At 62.7% G+C, this 21,038-nt stretch carries 20 protein-coding genes; 8 read left to right on the forward strand and 12 right to left on the reverse strand.

Annotated elements, in window-relative coordinates; translation table 11 throughout:
- Nucleotides 1-29: 29 nt before the first annotated feature.
- Nucleotides 30-1,730, forward strand: coding sequence for an acyl-CoA dehydrogenase family protein (locus tag AC0L7I_RS03135; RefSeq protein ID WP_473398078.1), 1,701 nt, complete (start codon nt 30-32; stop codon nt 1,728-1,730).
- A gap of 21 nt (nt 1,731-1,751) precedes the next feature.
- On the opposite strand, the gene AC0L7I_RS03140 is transcribed toward AC0L7I_RS03135, so the two are convergent.
- Together AC0L7I_RS03140 and hisI are read right to left on the reverse strand one after the other, a co-directional pair.
- Nucleotides 1,752-2,639 (reverse strand): N-acyl homoserine lactonase family protein, encoded by an 888-nt coding sequence (locus AC0L7I_RS03140; protein WP_473398079.1) that lies wholly within the window; start codon nt 2,637-2,639, stop codon nt 1,752-1,754.
- 31 nt (nt 2,640-2,670) lie between these two features.
- Nucleotides 2,671-3,072: a phosphoribosyl-AMP cyclohydrolase gene (hisI, locus tag AC0L7I_RS03145; protein ID WP_473398080.1), complete on the reverse strand. Its 402-nt coding sequence runs from the start codon at nt 3,070-3,072 to the stop codon at nt 2,671-2,673.
- Nucleotides 3,073-3,170: 98 nt separating this feature from the next.
- On the opposite strand from hisI, the gene AC0L7I_RS03150 reads away from it, so the two are divergent.
- Nucleotides 3,171-4,001, forward strand: a complete 831-nt coding sequence (locus AC0L7I_RS03150) for an enoyl-CoA hydratase (protein WP_473398081.1) — start codon at nt 3,171-3,173, stop codon at nt 3,999-4,001.
- A 17-nt stretch (nt 4,002-4,018) separates the two neighbouring features.
- Nucleotides 4,019-4,930: a hydroxymethylglutaryl-CoA lyase gene (locus AC0L7I_RS03155; protein WP_473398082.1), complete on the forward strand. Its 912-nt coding sequence runs from the start codon at nt 4,019-4,021 to the stop codon at nt 4,928-4,930.
- Here the strand turns inward: AC0L7I_RS03155 and AC0L7I_RS03160 are convergent.
- Both AC0L7I_RS03160 and AC0L7I_RS03165 read right to left on the reverse strand, forming a co-directional pair.
- Nucleotides 4,927-5,685 (reverse strand): YebC/PmpR family DNA-binding transcriptional regulator, encoded by a 759-nt coding sequence (locus AC0L7I_RS03160; protein WP_473398083.1) that lies wholly within the window; start codon nt 5,683-5,685, stop codon nt 4,927-4,929. The two genes, AC0L7I_RS03155 and AC0L7I_RS03160, sit on opposite strands and share 4 nt — an antisense overlap.
- A 74-nt stretch (nt 5,686-5,759) precedes the next feature.
- On the reverse strand, nt 5,760-6,497 hold the full coding sequence (locus AC0L7I_RS03165) for a DUF4328 domain-containing protein (RefSeq protein WP_473398084.1): 738 nt from the start codon (nt 6,495-6,497) through the stop codon (nt 5,760-5,762).
- 146 nt (nt 6,498-6,643) lie between these two features.
- Here AC0L7I_RS03165 and AC0L7I_RS03170 point away from each other — a divergent pair, with 146 nt between their 5' ends.
- Entirely contained in the window at nt 6,644-8,656 is a 2,013-nt protein-coding gene (locus AC0L7I_RS03170) for an alkyl/aryl-sulfatase (protein WP_473398085.1), read from the forward strand.
- A 47-nt stretch (nt 8,657-8,703) separates the two neighbouring features.
- Nucleotides 8,704-9,129 carry a DoxX family protein gene (locus AC0L7I_RS03175; protein WP_473398086.1) on the forward strand — a complete coding sequence of 142 codons (426 nt, stop codon included), beginning with the start codon at nt 8,704-8,706 and terminating at the stop codon, nt 9,127-9,129.
- 11 nt (nt 9,130-9,140) lie between these two features.
- Here AC0L7I_RS03175 and AC0L7I_RS03180 read toward each other — a convergent pair whose 3' ends face one another.
- Both AC0L7I_RS03180 and AC0L7I_RS03185 read right to left on the reverse strand, forming a co-directional pair.
- Complete coding sequence (locus tag AC0L7I_RS03180) at nt 9,141-9,962, reverse strand: TIGR00282 family metallophosphoesterase (protein WP_473398087.1); 822 nt, start codon at nt 9,960-9,962, stop codon at nt 9,141-9,143.
- 88 nt (nt 9,963-10,050) lie between these two features.
- The gene (locus tag AC0L7I_RS03185) at nt 10,051-11,706 is read right to left on the reverse strand and encodes a hypothetical protein (RefSeq protein ID WP_473398088.1); all 1,656 of its coding nucleotides are present in this window, start codon (nt 11,704-11,706) and stop codon (nt 10,051-10,053) included.
- A gap of 65 nt (nt 11,707-11,771) precedes the next feature.
- Between AC0L7I_RS03185 and AC0L7I_RS03190 the strand changes: the two genes are divergently transcribed.
- On the forward strand, nt 11,772-12,491 hold the full coding sequence (locus tag AC0L7I_RS03190) for a M48 family metallopeptidase (protein WP_473398089.1): 720 nt from the start codon (nt 11,772-11,774) through the stop codon (nt 12,489-12,491).
- A gap of 188 nt (nt 12,492-12,679) precedes the next feature.
- Here the strand turns inward: AC0L7I_RS03190 and AC0L7I_RS03195 are convergent, their stop codons facing one another.
- The 5 genes from AC0L7I_RS03195 to motA form a co-directional block, all read right to left on the reverse strand.
- Nucleotides 12,680-14,596 (reverse strand): cation:proton antiporter, encoded by a 1,917-nt coding sequence (locus tag AC0L7I_RS03195; RefSeq protein ID WP_473398090.1) that lies wholly within the window; start codon nt 14,594-14,596, stop codon nt 12,680-12,682.
- A 42-nt stretch (nt 14,597-14,638) separates the two neighbouring features.
- A complete protein-coding gene (locus tag AC0L7I_RS03200) occupies nt 14,639-15,163 on the reverse strand; it encodes a hypothetical protein (RefSeq protein ID WP_473398091.1) in 525 nt (174 codons plus the stop codon).
- Between the two features lie 44 nt (nt 15,164-15,207).
- Nucleotides 15,208-16,218, reverse strand: a complete 1,011-nt coding sequence (locus AC0L7I_RS03205; protein WP_473398092.1) for an endonuclease/exonuclease/phosphatase family protein — start codon at nt 16,216-16,218, stop codon at nt 15,208-15,210.
- Nucleotides 16,219-16,276: 58 nt separating this feature from the next.
- The gene (locus AC0L7I_RS03210) at nt 16,277-16,696 is read right to left on the reverse strand and encodes a hypothetical protein (protein ID WP_473398093.1); all 420 of its coding nucleotides are present in this window, start codon (nt 16,694-16,696) and stop codon (nt 16,277-16,279) included.
- Between the two features lie 78 nt (nt 16,697-16,774).
- Nucleotides 16,775-17,689 carry a flagellar motor stator protein MotA gene (motA, locus tag AC0L7I_RS03215; protein ID WP_473398094.1) on the reverse strand — a complete coding sequence of 305 codons (915 nt, stop codon included), beginning with the start codon at nt 17,687-17,689 and terminating at the stop codon, nt 16,775-16,777.
- Nucleotides 17,690-17,833: 144 nt separating this feature from the next.
- Between motA and AC0L7I_RS03220 the strand changes: the two genes are divergently transcribed.
- Nucleotides 17,834-18,316, forward strand: a complete 483-nt coding sequence (locus AC0L7I_RS03220) for a hypothetical protein (protein ID WP_473398095.1) — start codon at nt 17,834-17,836, stop codon at nt 18,314-18,316.
- Nucleotides 18,317-18,361: 45 nt separating this feature from the next.
- Complete coding sequence (locus AC0L7I_RS03225; protein ID WP_473398096.1) at nt 18,362-19,633, forward strand: MFS transporter; 1,272 nt, start codon at nt 18,362-18,364, stop codon at nt 19,631-19,633.
- Here the strand turns inward: AC0L7I_RS03225 and AC0L7I_RS03230 are convergent, their stop codons facing one another.
- Nucleotides 19,634-20,995 (reverse strand): lytic murein transglycosylase, encoded by a 1,362-nt coding sequence (locus tag AC0L7I_RS03230; protein ID WP_473398097.1) that lies wholly within the window; start codon nt 20,993-20,995, stop codon nt 19,634-19,636.
- Nucleotides 20,996-21,038 lie beyond the last annotated feature (43 nt).

The following is a 21,038-nucleotide window of genomic DNA, read 5'->3' on the forward strand; positions in this document are numbered from 1 at the left end:
CTGAACGACCAGAGATCGCGGAGGAAATTATGGACGGCGCTGCAGGCGAAAAACTCGAATCATCCCCAGTCCTGACCGGGCTTGTCGCAACCATGACCGACGCCGTTTCGGCGCTGGAGGCCCATGTCGCGGCTGCCGTTCGCATCGCAGGCGCCCGGCTCAAGACGGCCGACGGCCGCCCGGACCGCAAAGCACTGGAACGTGAACAACACCTGGCGCACGGCCTGTCCTGGGTCGCCACCTATCTCGAAGCGCTGCGCCAAACGGCCGAATGGGCCACGCGGCTCGAAAGCGAAGGCAAGTTCGGCGAGATTGAGTCGCTCCTATCGCAAATCCTGTTCAGCGAATATCTGGCGCAACTCGTCGGCGGCGTGCCGATGAACCAAGGCGAAACCATTCGCCCGCACGAACTGGGACTGCTGGCGGAAACCGACGCCCTGTTCGCTCATCCTGCCGTTCACCGGCTGATCACCGAGGGCAAGACACCTGCCAGCATGGCGACGGCAGCTCGCCTGCTGCCCGACGCCCTGTCGCGCAACACGGTCGAAGAGACCGGTCTCGATGAGACGATGAGCATGGTGCGCGAGCAGTTCGCGAAATTTTCCAGCGACAAGATCAAGCCTCACGCCCATGGCTGGCATACCCGCAACGATTATATCCCGATGGATGTCGTCAGCGAGATGGCGGAGCTCGGTGTGTTCGGCCTGACCATTCCGGAAGAATTCGGCGGTTTCGGCATGGGCAAGATCGCCATGTGCGTCGTTTCCGAAGAGCTTTCGCGCGGTTATATTGGCACCGGCTCGCTCGGCACACGTAGCGAGATTGCCGCTGAGCTGATCCTGATCGGCGGCACCGACGACCAGAAACAGAATTGGCTGCCCAAGATTGCCAGCGGCGAGATCCTGCCGACCGCCGTGTTCACAGAGCCGAATACCGGCTCGGACCTCGGCAGCCTCCGCACCCGCGCCGTGAAGACCGAGGATGGCAGCGAATATGCCATCACCGGCAACAAGACCTGGATCACCCACCCGGTTCGCGCCGACGTGATGACGGTGCTCGCGCGCACTGATCCGGCCACGAATAATTTTTCCGGCCTCTCCATGTTCCTCGCTGAAAAGCCGCGCGGCGACGACGCCAACCCTTTCCCGGCGGAGGGCATGACCGGCGGCGAGATCGAAGTCATCGGCTATCGCGGCATGAAGGAATACGAGATTGGCTTTGACGATTTCCGCGTGAAATCGGAAAACCTGCTCGGCGGCGTCGAAGGCCAGGGCTTCAAGCAACTGATGGCAACATTCGAAAGCGCCCGCATCCAGACGGCCGCGCGCGGCATCGGCGTGGCCCAGAACGCCTTCGAGATCGGCCTGCAATACGCGCTCGACCGCAACCAGTTCGGGCACCCGATCTTCACTTTCCCGCGCGTGTCGAACAAGCTGGTCATGATGGCTGCCGAACTGATCGGTGTACGGCAGCTGACCTATTTCTCTGCCCGGCAGAAAGACGCGGACAAGCGCTGCGACCTTGAAGCCGGCATGGCGAAACTGCTCGCGGCCCGCGTCGCCTGGGCCGCTGCCGACAATGCGCTGCAGATCCATGGTGGCAACGGCTTCGCGGTCGAATACCCGATCAGCCGCCTCCTGGCCGATGCCCGTATCCTCAACATCTTCGAGGGCGCCGGCGAAGTGCAGGCCATGGTGATTGCCCGGCGGCTGCTCGAAGGCGGGAACTGATCCCCGCCTTCAGTGGCAAGCCTAGCGGATCATACCGCCCAGCGGTTCGATGTCTGCTGGCTCGTGCTGGATGATGACCTTGGCGCCGAGCCGTTCGGCGCGGGCTTCGAACGCGTCCATCGCGACCAGCGTGTCCGGTTCGCTTGAATTGAAGCGCGGCACGCGCTTGAGTTCACGGCTTTCGCTGCGGTGGTAGAGGTCGCCCGTCAGCAGGACAGGGCCGCTTTCGGGCATCAACAGCTGCAGCGAGGCATGGCCGGGCGTGTGGCCCGGTGTCTGGAAGATGATCACCGAGCCGTCGCCGAACACGTCATGCTCGTCGCCGATCACCTGTTGCGCCATCGGGCTGAACATGGCGAAGGTCGGCGCAAGGCTCGGGTCGTACGGTGCCGATCCGTCAGGCGGGAACATGGCGTCCTTTTCCTTCTGGTTCAGCAGCCATGTCGCGCCCTGGACCTGGTCGACCTGGCCGACATGGTCGAAATGGCTGTGCGAAACAGACACGAAGTCGATATCCGCCGGCGTCAGGTCGTGGTCCGCAAGCTGGTTAGTTAGTGTGCGTTCCATCGACACCGTGAACACGCCCTGGGTCGTCTCGCCGTTCCCCGCCAGCATGCTCGGCAGGCCAAGATCCCAAAGCAGCATCCCCTTGGGGTGGTGCACGAGGAAGCAGCTGTCGGTGAACGTGTCGGACTGGCCGGCATAATCACCCGCCGTCGAGAAAATATCGAGATCGGAAATCTTGATCGTTCCGCAGTCTAGCACGGCGACGTGCAGCGGTTTTTCAGCTGTCGCTTCTTCGGCTTCGGTCGGCGCTGCTTCCGGCGCAGGCGCTTCGGTCTTCGGCGTACAGGCCGACAGCAAGGCAGCCGTCGAAGCCGCGATAAACAAGTGTGTCAGGCGCATCATATTCCCCTCAAGTAATTTTCCTGAGGCGAGCCTAGTCGGAATTCGTGTCCGGTGAAAGCATCCGCCCGTCTGCGTCAACCACGCGATAGAAACAGCTGGCCCTCCCGGTGTGGCAGGCCCCGCCTGCCTGGTTGACCCTCAGCAACACCGCGTCCTGGTCGCAATCGACCCGCACCTCGATGACATCCTGCGTGTGGCCGGATGTTTCGCCCTTCACCCACAATTGCCCGCGCGAACGGGACCAGTAAGTCGCCCGCCCTGTCGCCAGCGTCGCGGCCAGCGCCTCGGCATTCATCCAGGCGAGCATCAGCACGTCGCCACTCGCCGCATCCTGCGCAATTGCCGCGATAAGGCCGTCGGCATTGAAGCGCGGGCGCAGATCGAGCGTTTCGTCCTGGGCGCTGCCTTGAAGGGGGGGAGAATAGTTCGTCATGCTGCCCGGTGTCCCATGATTGCCAGCAAGGTCAAGCCCCGCTGCCCTTTTCCGTTAAACCGGTCTAGACTGGCCAAAACAATCGGAGGACACGCAACATGGCGGCTTATACGCAAATCCAGGAAACACGGCAGGACGGCGTCCTGACCCTGACGCTCAACCGACCGGACCGGTTGAACGCCTGGACCCCGGTCATGCAGGCCGAGCTGGAAACCGCCATCCGCGCGGCCGGCGAAGATGCCGATGTGCGGTGCATCATCCTGACAGGCGCAGGCCGCGGCTTCTGCGCGGGCGCGGACATGAACCATTTGCAGGACATCCAGGACGATACGGACGGCGCGGCCAAAACGGCGACAGCCGGTGTGGCGCGCCCGGCGCCCAAAGGGCTGGAAAAAATCTATGATGGCCGGTTCGGTTACCTCTATGCCTGCCCCAAGCCCATCATCGCCGCCATCAACGGCCCGTGTGCGGGGATCGGGCTCATCTTCTCGCTGTTCGCGGACCTGCGCTTTGCCGCCGAGGACGCCAAGTTCACGACGGCCTTTTCCCAGAGGGGCCTGATCGCCGAGCATGGCGTCGCCTGGCTGTTGCCCCGGCTGGTCGGCGAGGCGAATGCGCTCGACCTGTTGTTCACGGCCCGCGTGTTCAAGGGGGATGAAGCGGCAAGGCTGGGCCTCGTCAACAAGGCCTTGCCGGCAGGCGACCTGATGGCGCATGTCGACGAACTGGCCAAACACCTGTCCACGCAAGTGTCACCGCGCTCTATTGCCATCATGAAACGGCAGGTCCGGGCATCCTATTTCCAGAGCTATACGGAAAGCCTTGCCGAAGCAGATGTTGAAATGGAAAAAAGCTTCACGACATTCGATTTCAAGGAAGGCGTGGCCAGTTTTGTCGAGCGCCGCGCCCCGGCCTTCCAGGGCCGCTAGGAAAGTACAGGAACCATATGACACGCCGCATTGATATCGTAGAGGTTGGCCCGCGCGACGGATTGCAGAACGACCCGGCAAACCTGACCGTCAGCCAGAAGCTGGAATTCATTTCCCGGCTTGAGGATGCCGGTGTGCGCCGCATGGAATCCGGTAGTTTCGTCAATCCGAAAGCGGTGCCGAAAATGGCGGATTCCGCGGCCGTGTTCGCTGGCCTCGACCGGGCGCGCGCCACCCGCCATATCGCCCTTGCCCTGAACGAAAAAGGTGTGCGGCGCGCGATTGATGCCGGGGCAGACGAAATAAACTTCGTGCTGGTCGCGGGCGAAGCCTTCGGTCGTCGCAACCAGGGCATGAGCCCGCAGGACAGCGCCGACATGCTGGCCCAGTGCGCCCCGCTGGTCCTGGAGGCCGGCATTCCGCTCTCGGCCACGATCTCGGTCGCCTTCGGCGATCCCTTTGATGGCGAAGTCGATATCGGCATTGTCGGAAACCTAGCCGCCCAGGCCCAGCGTGCAGGCGTCAATGAGCTCGCCCTCGGCGACACGATTGGCGTCGCAACGCCCTGGGACGTGCGGGCGCGTATAGACCGGGTGCGCCTGGAAGCGCCGGACGTGTTCCTGCGCATGCACTTCCATGACACCCGCGGCGCGGGCCTTGCCAATGTGGCGGCTGCCGTCGAGGCCGGCATTGACGTGATTGACGCCAGTTGCGGCGGCATAGGCGGTTGCCCGTTTGCGCCAGCCGCGACAGGCAATGTCGCAACCGAAGACGTCGTCTACATGCTGGAGCGGGCAGGCTTCGACACCGGGCTCGATCTCGGCAAGCTGATCGAGACGGCCCACTGGCTGGAGAAAGTCCTCCAGCACCCGGTCTCATCGTCGCTCAGCCGTGCCGGGGCGTTCCCGCCAGTAAAAGTGCCAGCCTAGCTCGCGGCGAGGCGGGCGGCTTCGTCGTCCGACAATTCGGAATTGTCGTAGACGTTCTGCACGTCGTCGAGCTCGTCGAGGACATCGAGCAGTTTCATCAGCGTATCGGCTGAATCGCCATCGACCGGGATATTGTTCTGGGGCTTCCAGATCAGCTTTGTCGATTTCGCCTCGACGTCTGCGCCGAAATGCTCGGCCAGCGCATCGGCCACCGACTGCAACTCTTCGCGTGCCGTGTAGATATAGTGCGATTCCTCATCGGATTCGACGTCCTGGGCGCCTGCCAGAATGGCCGCTTCCATGACTTCATCCTCGGTGCCGACGCTGGCAGGATATTCGATCTCGCCAACCTGATCGAAACCGAAGGAGACTGATCCGGTTTCGCCGAGATTGCCGCCATTCTTGGAAAAAGCCGTGCGCACGTCTGTCGCCGTGCGATTCTTGTTGTCGGTCGAGGCCTCGACGATGATGCCGACGCCGCCAGGCCCGAAGCCCTCGTAGCGGATGTCGACATAGTCTTCGCCGCCGCCGCCCTGGCCCTTGTCGATGGCGCGCTGGATATTGTCCTTCGGAACCGACTGGCCCTTGGCGTTCTGGATGGCGAGGCGCAGGCGCGGGTTTCCGTCCGGGTCGGGCCCGCCCATCTTGGACGCGATCGTGATCTCTTTCGACAGGCGCGCGAACAGGACCGCGCGTTTCTTGTCCTGTGCACCTTTGCGGTGCTGGATATTTGCCCATTTACTATGGCCGGCCATGGAAACCTCTTTGGGGTCGGAAACGTGAAGCGTGGCCTTTAGCGCAGGATGGCAAGACTTCCAAGCGACCCGGTTCAGGCAAAGACGTCCGAGACGCCGCCGTGTTGGATGGCCTCCTGCTGCTTTGCGACATCCCTTACGATTTGTCTCAGCGTCAGCGCCGCCAATCCTGAAGCAACAAGCGAGACAGCGCTCAAAGTAAAATACAGCCAGGATATCGCTACGGTGCGGTCAGCCCCGTTACCGATGATGTTTCTGATCAGCCAAAATCCCCACCAGAACCTGAGCCGAGACTCGCTACCAAGTGAACCTCCCAGCGCAACGCTTGAGCCTTCGACAATCTCGCGCATGGCCCGATAAGGCATCATCAGATTAGCGAACGGGACGAAAAACCATCCGACTGACCAACCGGGCGAAATATCTGCGATCTTCGAACCGATTGTGTGAAGATTCCGCATGGCGCGGTACATGAAGCGCCCCGTCAGGAAGATACAAAACACGAAGGAAAGGTAAAATGCGGCCATCACCACGAGGGCCGCCATAGAGAATGTGAGCGCCGAAAGCTCGCCAGATTCGATTAGTGTCTCGTCGATAAGCTGAGGCTGGAGAGTGCCGACGAGGTTGAGCGGAACTAAAGCAAATGCTGCAATTGCATATATGATCAGCCCCACACCCAGTGGCGAGCTGAAGCCTTGGAGCGGTCGTGGCCCGTGAGGATAGGCATGTTCCGAGATTTTCGACTGTTTGGCTGAACTCTGCCCGCCACTTTCGCCTGAAACTGTTCCGTCCGGCGCAAATACCGTCTCGCTCATGCCCCTACTCCCTTTTCCCAAATTCCATCTGAAGGCGAGTGGCTGCTTCGGGCAAGTGCCTTTTTTGGCGACACCCGTTCGGGAAGCGCTTGCCAACAGGCTTCAATGTCTGAAGGTTACGGAAAAACTCCAGGGAGGAGACCAAGATGCGCCACCGCATGCTCTGGCTGAGCGCCATAGTCCTGTCCGCCTGCACCAGCCTGACCGAGGCGCCGGCACCTGTCGAGGCCGCCTTGGCGCCCCCACCTGCTGTGCCGGCCCCGCCGCCAGCAGGCCTAGCCACGGACGCAACCCGGGCCGCCAATGCCGCCCTGGCCGCGCGGCTTCCGCTGGACGAGCAAAGCGATGTCGAAGATGCCAGCCGTGGGCGCATCGCCTTCATCGACGCGCCCGCCATCCTGAATGCCGAAGGCGGCGTGGTCTGGTCGATCCCGCAATTCGATTTCCTCAGGGGCGATGCGCCGGACACGGTGAACCCCTCGCTCTGGCGCCAGTCGCGGCTTGCTGCCGAACATGGCCTGTTCGAGGTCGGTCCCGGCATCTGGCAGGTGCGCGGCTACGATCTCTCCGTGATGAGCGTGATCGAGGGCAAGACCGGCTGGATCATCGTCGATCCGCTGACCAGTGTGGAAACCGCCAGCGCGGCCCTCGAACTGGTCAATGACACGCTGGGCGAGCGCCCGGTCACTGGCCTGCTGTACACGCACAGCCATGCCGACCATTTCGGCGGCGCGCGCGGGGTGATCACTGAGGAAGACGCCAAGGCCCGCAACGTGCCGATCCTCGCGCCCATTGGCTTCCTTGAGCATGCCGTCAGCGAGAACCTGATCGCGGGCAACCAGATGAGCCGACGCTCGACCTTCATGTTCGGCAACACGATTGCCCGCAGCCCGACCGCCCATGTCGGTTCCGGCCTTGGCCCCGGCCTGCCGCAGGGCACGATCAGCCTGATCGCGCCGACCGAGGAAATTTCCGGGCGCGGCACACAGCGCGTGGTTGATGGGGTGACATTCGAGTTCATCGACGCGGCGGGCACCGAAGCCCCCGCCGAGTTCATGTTCTACCTGCCTGAAAAGCGCGCCCTGTGCACGGCAGAGGTCGTGACCGCCACGTTCCACAACCTGTTGACCCCGCGCGGCGCCAAGGTACGCGATGCGCTCGGCTGGACCCGCGCCATCGACCATGTGCTGCAGGCCTATGGTGACAAGTCCGATGTCGTCTTCGCCTCGCACCATTGGCCGACCTGGGGGCAGGAAAATGTCGACAGCCTGCTGACCCACCAGCGCGACATCTACCGCTACGTCCACGACCAGACGCTGCGCAACGCCAATGCCGGCGCAACCATGACCGAGGCAGCCGAGGCCGTCCGCGAGCCTGCCTTCGAAAGCGAGGCCGATGCCTTCAATACGCGCGGCTATTACGGCACGCTCAATCACAATGCCAAGGCCGTCTACCAATATTATTTCGGCTGGTGGGGCGGCGTTCCGGCAGAGTACAACGCCCTGCCGCACGTGGTCACAGCGGCGCGCTATGTCGAGGCGATGGGCGGAGCGGACGCGACGCTTGCGCTTGGCGCAAAAGCGTTCGATGCGGGCGACTTCCGCTGGGCGGCGGAAGTCTTCAACCATGTCGTCTTCGCCGACCCGGAAAACGAGACCGCCCGCAACTGGCTGGCGGCAGCTTACGAGCAGCTCGGCTTTCAGGCCGAGAGCGGCGCCTGGCGCAGCTATTACCTTGTCGGCGCCAGCGAGTTGCGCAACGGCATTCCGAGCCTCGGCAACCCACAGCTAGGCAATGCCGAATTCCTGCGCGCCGTCGACACGCTCGACCTGATGGATTCTCTCGCCGCCCGGTTCAATCCGGCCAAGATGACAAGCGATCCCTTCAACGTGAACCTGGTCTTCCCGGACCGGGACGAAGCGGTCACGCTGGAGGTCGGCCAAGCCGTCATGGTCCCTCGTACCGGGGCAAGTGACCCGGCAGCTGCGACCCTCACCATTGATCGCTCCGTGTTCGATCTCATGCTGCTCGGCAAGACGACCCTGCCGGAACAACTGGGCTCCGGCTCGGCCACGGTGGATGGCGACCCGGCCATGATCGGCGCCTTCTTCGCCACGCTCGACCGGCCCGACTTCTGGTTCCCGGTGGTGACGCCCTAGGCGGTCAGAACATGCGAAGAGACCTATAGAGCAAAAGGTATCCACCAATGGACGAAACGAAAACCAAATGGGCGATCGCGACCGGACGGGCCCTGCTCGGCCTGTATTTTCTTGTCCCGGGAGTAATGAAGTTTCTCGCACCCGACTTGCATGTCGCGCTGATGGAGCATCACGGCGTTGGTTTTGCCCTGCAGCTCATATGGTTCGCCGCCGTGGTGAACGTCGCCGGCGGACTGGCCCTGATCAGTGGGCGGCACGTTCGCCTGGTGGCTTTCGGCTTCGTGGTCTACATTCTTTTGGTGAATGCGCTGCTGCATGATTTCTGGAACTTCGACGGCATCGAAGCTGCGCACGAAATGCAGAACTTCATCAAGAACCTCGGAATCCTGGCAGGCCTGCTCGTGCTGGCCGGAACGAGCAAGCGCCGCGCAATTTCCATGACGGATTGGTGGAAATCAGACGGAACGGCGTGACGCTCAGCCGCCTAGGCGGGCACCTGCTCGCTCAGCCGCCCACCCATGCGGATCGGCTCTACACGCACGGCAAGCCCGGTCGCATCGTCGGTCTCGACAAAGGTGCCGCAAAGGGTGCCGTCGCCGAGGGCGGGCTGGTAGCGCTCGCCCGGCAGCTGGGTGATGAAGCGGTTCAATGAGTTCTGTTTCTGCATGCCGATGACGCTGTCATAGTCGCCGCACATGCCGGCATCGGTCTGGTAGGCGGTGCCGTTTTCCAGGATCATCGTGTCTGCGGTCGGCACATGCGTATGGCTGCCGACGACGAGGCTGGCGCGCCCGTCGCAATGATGGCCCATCGCCATCTTCTCGCTGGTGGCCTCGCAATGCATGTCGACGATCAGTGCATCCGCTACCGCGCCCAGCGGCATGGAATCCAGCGCCTCATCGACGGCCGTGAACGGGTCTGACAGGCTCTGGCGCATGAAGACATTGCCCTGCACCTGGACAACGCCAACGCGGCGCCCGTCCGGCAGGGCGAACAGGTGCGCGCCCTTGCCCGGCGCCTTGGCGGCGGGCGGATAGTTGATTGGACGCAGCAGGCGCGGCTCTCGCTGGATATAGGTCATGGCCTCGCGCTGGTCCCAGGCGTGGTCGCCCAGCGTCAGGCAGTCAGCGCCGGCGGCGAAGAATTCATTCGCGATGGCCTCCGTCAGGCCGAAACCGCCAGCGGAGTTCTCGGCGTTGACCACGACGAAATCGAGGCGCAGGCGCGCTTTCAGGGCCGGCAGGTATTCCAGGACGGCAGCCCTGCCCGGCTTGCCGACGACGTCTCCAAAGAATGCGATTTTCATGGCCGCAAGCCTATGCCCTGTCCGGCGGACAAAGAAAAGCGCGCGCCTCCAGCTGGAGGCGCGCGCCATTCAGTGCGTCAGGGCCGGCCTATTCGTTTGAGGCGCTGAAACCGAGGGTGGTCTTGGTCAGGGCCGACGGGTCTTCCATCTCGGCGAAGTCAGCCACGCGCAGCGGCGTGGTTGGCGCCAGCGTGATGGTCAGCGTCTTCGGGTCGGTGAGGAAGCTGGAGATGGCCGCTGCGGCTTCGCCCGCCAGTTCCGCGTCGATACCGGCGCCTGCCGCCATCATAGGCATCATGGCAACCATGCCCGCCGCCTGGCTGCGCAGCTGTTGCGGGTCTTCACCCGACTGGGCCGCATAGGCGTTGAAGGCGCGGTCGACGAAACCGTCATCGTCCAGTGCCAGCTGGAAATTGTGGATGCGCATCTTGTCGAGCGCTTCCTGCATCAATTCACCGGGCGCGGCCGGACCGTTTTCGCTCATGGCGTTGGCCTGGGCTGCGGCAACCGCGCTGGCGCCTTCATACTTGCCCGAAAAATCGAGACGGAAACCGTCCTGGAGCTTCCAGAAATTCTTGCCCTTGGCGATGGTGACCATGTCCTTGTCGGGATCGTAGGATTGTTCACCCTGGCCGCTCAGTTCCAGCTTCTGGTAGCCGAGGAGCGCGAGTTGCGAACCGAATTTCTCGCCCAGTTCGCCCTCGCCGGTGGCAAGCGTCATCGTGAACGGATCGGTGACCACTTTCACGGCCCGGCCCTTCTTGTCACGCGAGACCTTGGAATTGAGCTTCGGCATGTCGAAACTGGCGCCAGACACGGCGACTTTGAGATTGTCGATCACCACGGAATCATAGCCCGGATTGGCCGGATCGTTCTGTAGCATCTCGAACAGGCCGGACTGCATGCCCTTGGCTGCCTCGCCGTCCGCCATGTCGTTGAACATGCCGAGATTCGCGCCCCGGATATCGACACCGCCCAGACGCGCCGTCAGGTCGGTATCATCCTTGGGGTCGGTCATGTCGAGGCTGAAGCCCTTCATCGCCATCCGTCCGACTTTCTCGTCTTTCAGGCCGAGGATTTCGACCGAAGAGACCAGGAAGGCTCCTTTTTCGCCCTCTTCCTCATCGATCTGGAAATTGACGTCCTTCATCGACCAGAGATCGAATGCGAGCGCCTTGCCTTCAGGCATTTCTGTCGCTTCGCCCTTGCCGAACAGGCTGGCAATCCAGGCCGCCGTTTCGGGCGACGGGTTGACCAGTTCCATCGATTTTATCTTGCTCGACCCGTGGGCCTCCTCCGGGTTCTTCGGCACGAAGGTGATGTCCGACAGAAGGATGCGCGAGAAATTCGGCTGGCCCTTGATCATGCCGAGGCCTTCAAACGTCATCGTGCCGGCCTTCAGGTCGGCCCCTTTCAGGTGCAGCTCGCCATCGTCATTGTCAAAGTCGATGCCCTCTCCGCCGTCATCTTCAGATGACAGCAGCGTCACATCCTTGAACACGGCCTTGGCGCCTTTCAGGTCACTGCTGGCAAAACTGACGCGGCCCGACCCGGACTGGGTCAAGGACAGTGCACTCAGCACCTGGCTCGCCGTAGCTGGGTCCCCTTTGCGGAGTTTGACCTTCGTCGCCTTGTCTTGGGAATACTCGATTCCCGCCTGGCCGGCGCCATCCTTGTCCTTGTTTTTGTCTCCGCATGCCGTAAGCAAAGCGAGGGCGGCGACGCCTGTCAGCAGATATTTCATCTTTGGTCCCTTTATTGAATAACTGCGAGCAGGTGTCCCCGACGCGTCTCTTGAGAGTTTGATACATGGCATACAACAATGGCCAGACAATGACACTGAAGGCGCCGAATGGTTCGCGCGTTGTGGTACGATTTGAAGTGAATTCCAAGGCAAGGCGGCTAATTTTACGGCTCGACGAGCGTCGCCGCGAGGCTGTGGCGGTCGCGCCGAGCAACCGCCAGATCAAGGATGCCGCTGCATTTGCTGCAGAACGCGTCGAATGGATCTCCACGCGCCTCCAGCATTTGCCCGAAATCGTGCGCTTTGAAGAAGCCGAAATCATCCGTTTTCGCGGCGAGGCTTGCCAGCTGACGGCCAATGGCGACACCCGCCTGCCCAAAATGTGGCCAGGCGAGCCCCTTCTGCTGAGCGCGCCGGGGGATCCCGAAACGCTGCCCTTGCGCGTGACGCGCTATCTCAAGAAGCAGGCAAAGGCCGACCTCACCCGCGCGGTCAACCGCCACGCCGCGACGTTAGGCGTTGAATACAAAGCGATTTCCGTCAAGGATACGCGGTCTCGCTGGGGCTCGTGCACGTCTGACGGGCTGCTTTCCTTTTCGTGGCGCCTCGTCATGGCGCCGCCGAAAGTACTCGATTATGTGGCAGCCCACGAATGCGCCCATATTCTTGAAATGAATCATTCCCCGAAATTCTGGGCCCATGTGACCCGGTGTGTCCCGGACTGGAAGCGCCATCGCGCCTGGTTGCGCACCCATGGCGCCGAACTTCAATCGGCTGGGGAATAATCCGCCAACTGAAGGCCCAACCAGGCATTCTCAACCGCCAGACGTCCTCACACTGAAAAAATATTTTCAGGAGCACTCGCTCACAATTGCGTCATCCTAACGGGCTCGTTCTGAAGGGTTCGTTTTTAGGACTTAGCAAGGGGCCGAGCCGCTAAATCCGTATTATGGATTACAAATTCGCCCTGCGTTCAGCCTGCCTGCGCGGCAGCGAGGTCCTTCTCGGATTCCGTCGGACGAGCCGGGCCGAAGCTGATCAGGGTGACACCTTCACCGCCTTTCGGCTCGCGATTGGGCCCGAGGAACGTGACCGTGCCATCGGGCCGCACTTCGGCAATCAGGTCGGACTTCTTCCGGTCCTCACGAAAATCCGCGATGTCGTATTCGTCGGTCAGCTTGGTCTTGCCGAACGTCCAGCCGCGGTAATGGTCGCGTATCAGACTGTCATAGCCGCGCCCGCGCCGGATCAGGGTGCGCCCGCGCGTGCCCATGCCGATGGCACGCGGATCCTCGTCCTCGGTGTCCTGCGCCGACAGCTGGTAGACCTTGTGGCGACCGAGTTCCGGCGCGAAATGACCCGACACGAGCGCATTGTAGGGCTCGTTGGCCGACAGGCCGATCACCTGGTCGAAGGCCGAATGGTCGAGGCGCACTTCCGCATCCTCCGACAGGACTTCCCCGAAGAACGTATTCAGGCCGGCTTCGCGCGCCGGTCGCAGGCGCCGCCAGTTATTATCCGCCAGGATCGGTTCGATGCCGACGCTGCGCAGCGCCTTGGCCAGGTCGATACTCCACGGGTTCACCCCGACCAGAAGCACGCCCGGCTTGTCCTTGCGGGCAAGGCCGAGGCGCCGCGCCAGCGGCCCGATCGTGAAGCCGTGCAGCACCACGGTGACGAATACCATGGCGAAGGCGAGCGGCGTGATCTGCTCGGCGCCGGAGAAATAGAACTTGCTGTCGCCGCGGCGCCCGAGATCTTCGAGCAAGGTGGCAAACAGGCTGGAAACCGCCACAGCCACGATCCCGCGCGGCGCGATCCAGCCGAGGAGTAGCGCTTCGTTGCGCTTCAGCGTGCCATAGGTGGAAATCCAGACCGATAGCGGCCGCACGACCAGCAGCATCACCGCGAGGAATGCGAGCGTGCGCCAGGTCAGCGCGTCCTTGATGACGTCGGGCTTGAGGTTGGCCGTGAGGATCACGAACACGCCGGACACGAGCAGGACGGCGATGTCCTCCTTGAACTTGCGCAGTTCGGCAATCCCGGCGAGCCGGGAATTGGCCAGCGTCATGCCATAGGCCGTCACGGCGACGAGGCCGATTTCCTTTTCGATCTGCTCGGCCAGCGCATAGCAGAGGATGATCGAGGCGAAGATGATCGGCGCTTTCAGGTATTCCGGCGTCCAGCCGGCCCGGAAGGCACGCACGATGGCCCAGCCGAATGCGATGCCCAGCGCCACGCCGAGCGCGGCAGCAAACACGATCATCGCGCCCTTGCCGAGGATCGACTCGCCCGTCGCCGCCACGCGGATGATTTCGAACGAGGCCACGGCAAACAGGGCGCCGACAGGGTCGTTGACAATGCCTTCCCATTTCAGGAACGCGCCGGCCTTGCCGCCCAGCTTTGACTGGCGCAGCAGCGGCATGATCACTGTCGGACCGGTCACCACCATGACGCCTGCAAAGACAATGGAGCTGGACCAGTCGAGCCCGGCAGCGTAGCGCGCGGCCAGCGTGCCGAGAACCCAGGCCAGCGGCCCGCCAATGAACACCATGCGCCGCACGGCAGCGCCCGCATCACGCAGGTTCTCGAATTTGAGGACAAGGCCGCCCTCGAAGAGAATTACGGCCACCGCCAGCGACACGATGGGTCGCAGGAGGTCATTGCCGCCACCATTGAACACACCTTCTGGATCGAGCAGCGGCTGCCCGAACGTCACCGCCCAGAGCGGTCCGACAGCGAGTCCGGCCAGCGCCATCAGCACGATGGCAGGTGCCTGCAGGCGCCAGGCGAGCCATTGCGCGCCGATTCCCAGCGCGCCGATCAACGCACAAGCGAAGATCAGCTCGCCGGATCCGGCACCCGCGAGAGCAAAGTCCATATGGTTCATGTGCGCCCTATCTGCCCAACCGCCCGGTAGTCCTCACCTGCATTACGCAGGGTGAGCTTTCATGTCATCCGCAAAGTCAAACCCGATTTCACGGGTTCCGTAGTCTCCAACCTTGTAGCGTTCGATATTCTCCGCGAACCAATTGATTACATGTGAATAGACATGCTCATAAAATGGTTCGGGGTCCTTGTCCCCGAGCGGCAGACGGAATTCATACTCGGCGCCATCCTCGATCTGGACGATGAACACCTCGCCAACTTTCCGGCATTCCATGCTCACCCGCAGCCAGTCGGCCTGTCGTGAGACACGAACGGCAAGGCCGAACGCGATTGGCACCAATGGCCGGAACCCCCGTGGCGGCAGGGAAAACGCCCCGTCACCATGCGGTTTGGGCTCAAAAGACCCGGTCGGCGGCACGAGGTGGACACAAATGCCGTCTGACGCTCCGATATAGTCGCAAAGGCCAGCGCGCACTTCCTCGGCGAGCGACCGGATCCGATTATAGTTCTCGGCGGCGAGCGTCTGGTATGTTTCAACCGTAGCGATCAGTTCATCGAAACGCGACAATGGGCATGGCCTCCAGCCTGGGCAGGTCAGATATGAACGAAAGACTAGGCCGATAAGGCCCGGCCTTCAAATTTTATGGTTGCCGCCATCGGGCAATGATCGGACGCCTTGGGCGCCATCCAGCCGATTCCGGGGAACCTGAGCCCGGTATACCGTGCGGCATGATAGGGTGAACCGGCCCGGATAATGGCTGTTGCGGGCGCCGGATTCTGGGCTGCAAGGCGCGGCGAGAGGAACATGTGGTCGAGTGCGCCATAGATGTCGTCCTCCGGATAATGATGCGTCCAGCGGTCAAACGGGTCAGAAATCGCGCGAGAGGCGAGATCCACAGCAAATCCGTCGTCCAGGAGGGGGCCGAGACCCGAATTTCCAACCGCCACCCCGTCCACCTGGCGATAATCGTTGAAGTCCCCGAGAATGACCCAGTCTTCTTCCGCCGGATCTGCGAACCGGTTCCGGATCACGCGCCGCACCGCCGCTGCCTCGGCCTCGCGCACGCTTCGGGTCCTGTCCCGCCCTCCGTGCATCGACTTGAAATGGCAGACGAACAGGGTCAGTGCGCGCCCGTCCTTGGCCACATCCACCTCAAGACAGTCGCGGCGGAACGCATAATCATTCACGCTCCGGCCTTCTGGCGGGGCAACACCCAGCGAGCCGAATGTCGATCGCGCATGGCTGCGCTGGAAAATCACCGGCAGGCGCGACAGCAACGCCACATCGATGCCGCGTAAATCATTGCCCTCGTGCAACACGCGCTGGCCAAAGGCGCTGCCGGCCCACCTGGCGATATAGCGGGTGTCGAATGCGGTCAGCGTGACAAGGTTTTCGACTTCCTGGAGGGCGCAGACTTCCGCTTCCGTCGCCGCAAGCGCCTGCGCCGTCAGGGTCCGGTCATCTTCCGAAAGCACATTGAAGACAGAGTCCACCTGCTCAGCGACATGCACGCTGTCGACATCGGTCAGGCGCTGGCGCGCGTTCGCGATGCCGGCCCTGCGAAAATCGCAGCGCATCATCAGGTTTTCGCAATTGAAGGTCGAAAGGCGTATTTCGGGCATGGCGCGGACACTCGCCCGCGTCCGCCCGCGCCGTCAATGCAAGGGGTGTGGAACCTGCCTAGGCAGAGGCGACGGTTCTGGCGCGCTTGCGGTCATCCGCCAGCCGGTACCGATAAAGCTGCAGGCCGCAATAGGCGAGCACGATGCCGAGATTGGTCGAGGCCAGCGTGCCGTATTCATGCCCACGCGCGGGCTCGAGGATGAGTTCGACAAATGTCGCAAATCCCAACGTGATCACCGCGGCCGTACCGGACCGGCGCAGGCCGATGGTCAGCGCAACCCAGATTGTCAGTGATGCGAAGGCCACCATGCGGAAAACATGATCTTCCACACCGATCGCGCCGCCTGAATTATAGGCCGTCGCTTTCAGTGCGACGAAAATTGCGATCAAGCCGGTCAGGCCTGTGGCGACCAGTTTCAGGTTGCCCGAAACCCAGTACTTGCGTTCGGGAAGCGTTTCGGCAGCTGTATCTGTCATTTCCATCACCTCGTCCCTAAGGATTGGGCGACTGTCTCAGAACTGAATTTCGCGACCGTTAAACAATCTCTTCGAATTTCAGGCCGCCGTTCGCGACTTGGCAACAAATCGCGAGGCGCTGAGCGCCCGTTCCAGCGTGGACGGGTCCGGCTGGAGGGCGGGCGGAATGGTCGTACGGCCCATTTCCAGCGCTATTCCCGGCTGCATCCCTTCAGCATAAGCGCCCAGAACCGAACGGATCACGTCCAGGAAACGCGCGTCTTCCTCCACGATCTGTCCGAAACGCGCGGCCACGGGTCCCACTAGGCCATAGGCGAGAAAGACGCCGAGAAACGTGCCCAGCAGCGCCGACCCGATCATCGCCCCCAGGATGGCGGGCGACTGGTTGATCGATCCCATCGTCCGGATAATGCCCAGAACGGCTGCCACAATGCCCAGCGCCGGCAGGGCATCCGCCAGTGTATGCAGGGCCCCGACCGCTTTCATGCGCTGGTCGAGATAAACGGCGATCGACTGGTCCATCCGGGCCTCTGCCCGGGCCGGATCGGACAGGTCCAGCGCCATCAGCCGGAAGGCATCGCAGACCATGCCGCTCGCCGCATCGTCTGCGAGAATCCGGGGAGCCGCCTGGAAAACCGCAGAAGTCTCGGGGTCCTCGATATCGGATTCAATCGCCACGAAGCCGCCCTGGCGCGACTTTCGCATCAGCGTGCCGAGCAGCACGAGCAGGTCCTGGTAGTCGTTGCGTCCCCATTTGGCCCCGCGGAACGCCTTGACGAATCCGCCCAGCGCCTCGCGCGAGACGCTGATCGAATTGCCGATCAGGACCGTGCCGACAGCCGCGCCGCCAATCAATGCCAGTTCAAACGGCAGCGCATGCATGGCCGCCCGCCCTCCGGTCAGCACAAGGCCACCGAAAACGAGGACAAAGACGAGAACGAGGCCGACAAGCTGCGCCAAACCGATACCTTTCAAGGCGATAACAGCCCGCACTCTGCGCAGAAGGGTCTTAACCCTGCGTTTCTTTCGGCCTGCCCGACGCACCCCTGTCCCGGGCGGTTGATCAGCCCCTGCGCGACACGTATCAATAGGCTGAAACGTCATCGGGGGGTGGCGAACAGGAGGCCGTTCCAGCCCATGCGCACTTTTCTCGCCGCCATCGCATTTACCGCCATCGCCGCGCCGTGCATCGCCCAGCAATATGCCGCCAGCGACGGCTACCGCGTCTGCGCGGCCGAACAGACCGAACAGGGGCGCGCCATCGTCCGGGCGGCCTGCGGCGACATCGGCCCTTCCGGTTTCGAGTCGGCCTCCTTTGGCTCTCTGGCAGAACTTGAAACGGCACGCGGGGCGCGTGAGGCGTTTACGCAGAGCATCGAAACCTACGCCGCCTGTGTCTCCGACTTTATCGACGCGCAACGCCGCCCGGGGGCGCCTGCCGACAGCCTGGCACCAGACCAGGCAGCCTGCGCCCATTCCTGGGCCGAGGAACAGGCAACCGAAGCGGTCCGCAACTATGGCCGGGCCTGCATTGATTTTTCCAACCGCTCAATGACCGATGCCCGCCTCTCGCCCTGGTCCGGCGAATGCTATCCGAGCGTCTCCGGGAACAATGGCTAAGTCACCGACTGGACATTTTCGCCCCCCCAGCCGATTAGTCTGGGCATGAGCCAGACAGCTGATTCCCTTCAAGATGCGCCACGACCTGATCGTCGTGGCGCTTTCTTTTTATTGTTCTTCTCGCTGATGGCTATTGGCGCCGGCAACACGATGCTGATCGCTGCCGTGCTGCCGCCGATGACACGCGAACTGAACCTGCCTGACTGGATGGCGGGCTCGATCTTCGCGCTGTCGGCCTTCTGGTGGTCGGTCACCTCGCCCTTCTGGGGCAAGAAATCGAACCGCTGGGGCCGGCGTCCGGTCGCTGCGATGGGGCTGGCCGGCTACGGCCTGTCGATGACGCTCCTGCTGGTCTTCGGCTGGCTCAGCCTGAATCACATTATCACCGGCACGGTGCTCGTATTCCTCTGCCTTGCTGCCTCGCGGTCCATGTTCGGCCTTCTCGGCTCGGGCACCAATCCAGCCGCGCAGGCCTATGTTGCAGACCGCACCAGCCCGGCCGAGCGTCAGTCGGAGATTGCCTTCATCACGTCCGGCTTCAGCGTCGGCACCGTGATCGGCCCCGCTGTCGCCGCAGCCCTGGTGGCGACGGCCGGCCTGCTCAGCCCGCTGGCCGTCACCGCCGTTATCGCCTTCACCATGTCAGCCTTGATCTGGTTCCGCCTGCCTGAGCAACGCCCCCCTGTTTCCGATGCCACGCAGTATGATGACGAAACCGGCGCACACGGCCTCTGGCGCTCAGGCTCGGTCCTGCCCTTCCTCGTCTTTGCCGTCTGCCTGTCACTGACCACCGGCATCCTGACCCAGGTCTTCGTGTTCACCGTGATGGACCGGATGGGCGTGTCCGGCCGGGAGGCCGCACAATTTACCGGGCCCGCCTTCACGGTCGGCGCACTCGCCGTCCTGTTCGCCCAGCTTGGGCTGATCCCGCGTCTCAACCTGCGCAACAAGACGCTGATGATGGTCGGCTGTGTGCCTCTTTTCCTCGGCGCGGTCATCTTGGTATTCGCGCGCGACTATGCCAGCCTTATTCTTGCGCAGTTCTGTATCGGTCTCGGACAGGGGCTCGCCCGGCCCGGCTTCTCCAGCGGGGCATCGCTGGCTGTCTCGCCGCAACTTCAGGGCAATGTTGCCGGACTGGTCATCTCGGCAAATGGCATGGGCTTCATCATCACGCCCTTCTTCGGCCTGTTCCTGTACGAATACGTGAATCCGCACCTGCCCTTCGTCATCTGCGCAGGCCTTCTCCTGTCGATGATCCTGTTCGCCCGGTTCGGCCTGAAGGATGGTGTCGGGGAATATTCGGAGGCCGAGTGATCAGCTCGGGCCTTCGCTCTCCGACGACACTCCCACGCTGCTACCGCCGCCGCCGTCAACCACGAGCGCCAGCATGTCCTTGGTCGGATAGCCGTCCGCCACAAGGCCGCGGGATTTCTGGAAGCCCATCAGCGCAAGTTTCGTCTGGCGGCCCGGAATGCCGTCTACTGGCCCGGCGCTGAACCCGCGCCCGTTGAGGCCCGCCTGCAACGCCTTGATGTCCGCCACCGACAGGGGCCTCAAGTGCGTTGGCCAGGGCGTGACAGGTCCGCGTTCTCCCATGATCGCATTGCCTGCCATGCCAACCGCAAAGGCATAGGAGTCGGCATTGTTGTAGGCCTTGAACGCCTTGAAATTGCCGAACAGCAGGTATTTCGGTCCCTCGGCACCCGACGGCAGCCAGAGCTGCGCGAAATCGGCTCCGGCGGTCTCGAACGGTCCACCCGCAATCGGCACCAGCCCGGCTGCACGCCATGTATCCATGCGCCGCTCATTGCCGTCGGCCAGGCTGTAATCGAAACCCGCCGGAACGGCCACCTCGATGCCCCAGGGCTGGCCCATCGCATAGCCCGATTTGCTGAGATAGTTGGCTGCCGAAGCGAGCGCGTCGCCCTCGTTCTTCCAGACGTCCTTGTGCCCGTCGCCGTCGAAATCCTCGGCAAAGGCCAGGTAGGTCGACGGCATGAACTGGGTCTGCCCCATCGCCCCGGCCCAGCCGGCGACAAGGTCGGAGCGTTCGGCGTCGCCGCGCTCGACCATTTTCATCACCGCGAACAATTCCTTTTCGGCAAACGAGCGCCGCCGGCCTTCGACCGCCATATTGGCGAGCACATTGCCGGCGTCGAAATTGCCGATCACCGCACCATAACTGGTTTCCATGCCCCAGATCGCCACCAGCACCTGCCGGTCGACGCCGTAGCGTGCCTCGAGGCTGGCGAACATGTCAGGGTGGATCGAGAGGCGCTCCCGGCCATTCCGGATCCGGCTGTCGCCAAGTGGAACCCGCAAATAGTCCCAGATCGGCTTGGCGAACTCGGCCTGGTCGCCGATGCCGGTGCCCGCGACCTGCATGTCCGACCCCAGCCAGAGCGGAATCGGCTCGATGCCGCTCAGCAGCAATTCCACGAGCGCCCGGTCATGGCCCGCTTCCAGCGCCCGGTTGGAGAAATCAACTCGCCAGGCGTCCATCGCCGCATGGCCGGACGATTTGTACTTGATGGGTCCCGTCTGCACCGTGCCGACGGGCGGATTGCCTGTCACAGGTGGCTTTGCCGCATGCGGCCCTGCGGCGCAGGAAGCCAGCAATCCTGCCAACGCAGCCGCGGCAAGCCATTGCGTCCTGGCAATGCCAGTCTGTATCATCGTCGCTCTCCGTGGGAATGTCGGCGCTTGACAGCGCACGTCC

The organism is Hyphomonas sp. J20-32 (genome assembly GCF_055808555.1).

Bases quoted from the DNA above. Each gene is read 5' to 3' on its own strand.
- AC0L7I_RS03135 (WP_473398078.1), top strand. From the start codon at position 30: ATGGACGGCGCTGCAGGCGAAAAACTCGAATCATCCCCAGTCCTGACC.
- AC0L7I_RS03140 (WP_473398079.1), bottom strand. From the start codon at position 2,639: ATGATGCGCCTGACACACTTGTTTATCGCGGCTTCGACGGCTGCCTTG.
- hisI (WP_473398080.1), bottom strand. From the start codon at position 3,072: ATGACGAACTATTCTCCCCCCCTTCAAGGCAGCGCCCAGGACGAAACG.
- AC0L7I_RS03150 (WP_473398081.1), top strand. From the start codon at position 3,171: ATGGCGGCTTATACGCAAATCCAGGAAACACGGCAGGACGGCGTCCTG.
- AC0L7I_RS03155 (WP_473398082.1), top strand. From the start codon at position 4,019: ATGACACGCCGCATTGATATCGTAGAGGTTGGCCCGCGCGACGGATTG.
- AC0L7I_RS03160 (WP_473398083.1), bottom strand. From the start codon at position 5,685: ATGGCCGGCCATAGTAAATGGGCAAATATCCAGCACCGCAAAGGTGCA.
- AC0L7I_RS03165 (WP_473398084.1), bottom strand. From the start codon at position 6,497: ATGAGCGAGACGGTATTTGCGCCGGACGGAACAGTTTCAGGCGAAAGT.
- AC0L7I_RS03170 (WP_473398085.1), top strand. From the start codon at position 6,644: ATGCGCCACCGCATGCTCTGGCTGAGCGCCATAGTCCTGTCCGCCTGC.
- AC0L7I_RS03175 (WP_473398086.1), top strand. From the start codon at position 8,704: ATGGACGAAACGAAAACCAAATGGGCGATCGCGACCGGACGGGCCCTG.
- AC0L7I_RS03180 (WP_473398087.1), bottom strand. From the start codon at position 9,962: ATGAAAATCGCATTCTTTGGAGACGTCGTCGGCAAGCCGGGCAGGGCT.
- AC0L7I_RS03185 (WP_473398088.1), bottom strand. From the start codon at position 11,706: ATGAAATATCTGCTGACAGGCGTCGCCGCCCTCGCTTTGCTTACGGCA.
- AC0L7I_RS03190 (WP_473398089.1), top strand. From the start codon at position 11,772: ATGGCATACAACAATGGCCAGACAATGACACTGAAGGCGCCGAATGGT.
- AC0L7I_RS03195 (WP_473398090.1), bottom strand. From the start codon at position 14,596: ATGAACCATATGGACTTTGCTCTCGCGGGTGCCGGATCCGGCGAGCTG.
- AC0L7I_RS03205 (WP_473398092.1), bottom strand. From the start codon at position 16,218: ATGCCCGAAATACGCCTTTCGACCTTCAATTGCGAAAACCTGATGATG.
- AC0L7I_RS03210 (WP_473398093.1), bottom strand. From the start codon at position 16,696: ATGACAGATACAGCTGCCGAAACGCTTCCCGAACGCAAGTACTGGGTT.
- AC0L7I_RS03220 (WP_473398095.1), top strand. From the start codon at position 17,834: ATGCGCACTTTTCTCGCCGCCATCGCATTTACCGCCATCGCCGCGCCG.
- AC0L7I_RS03225 (WP_473398096.1), top strand. From the start codon at position 18,362: ATGAGCCAGACAGCTGATTCCCTTCAAGATGCGCCACGACCTGATCGT.
- AC0L7I_RS03230 (WP_473398097.1), bottom strand. From the start codon at position 20,995: ATGATACAGACTGGCATTGCCAGGACGCAATGGCTTGCCGCGGCTGCG.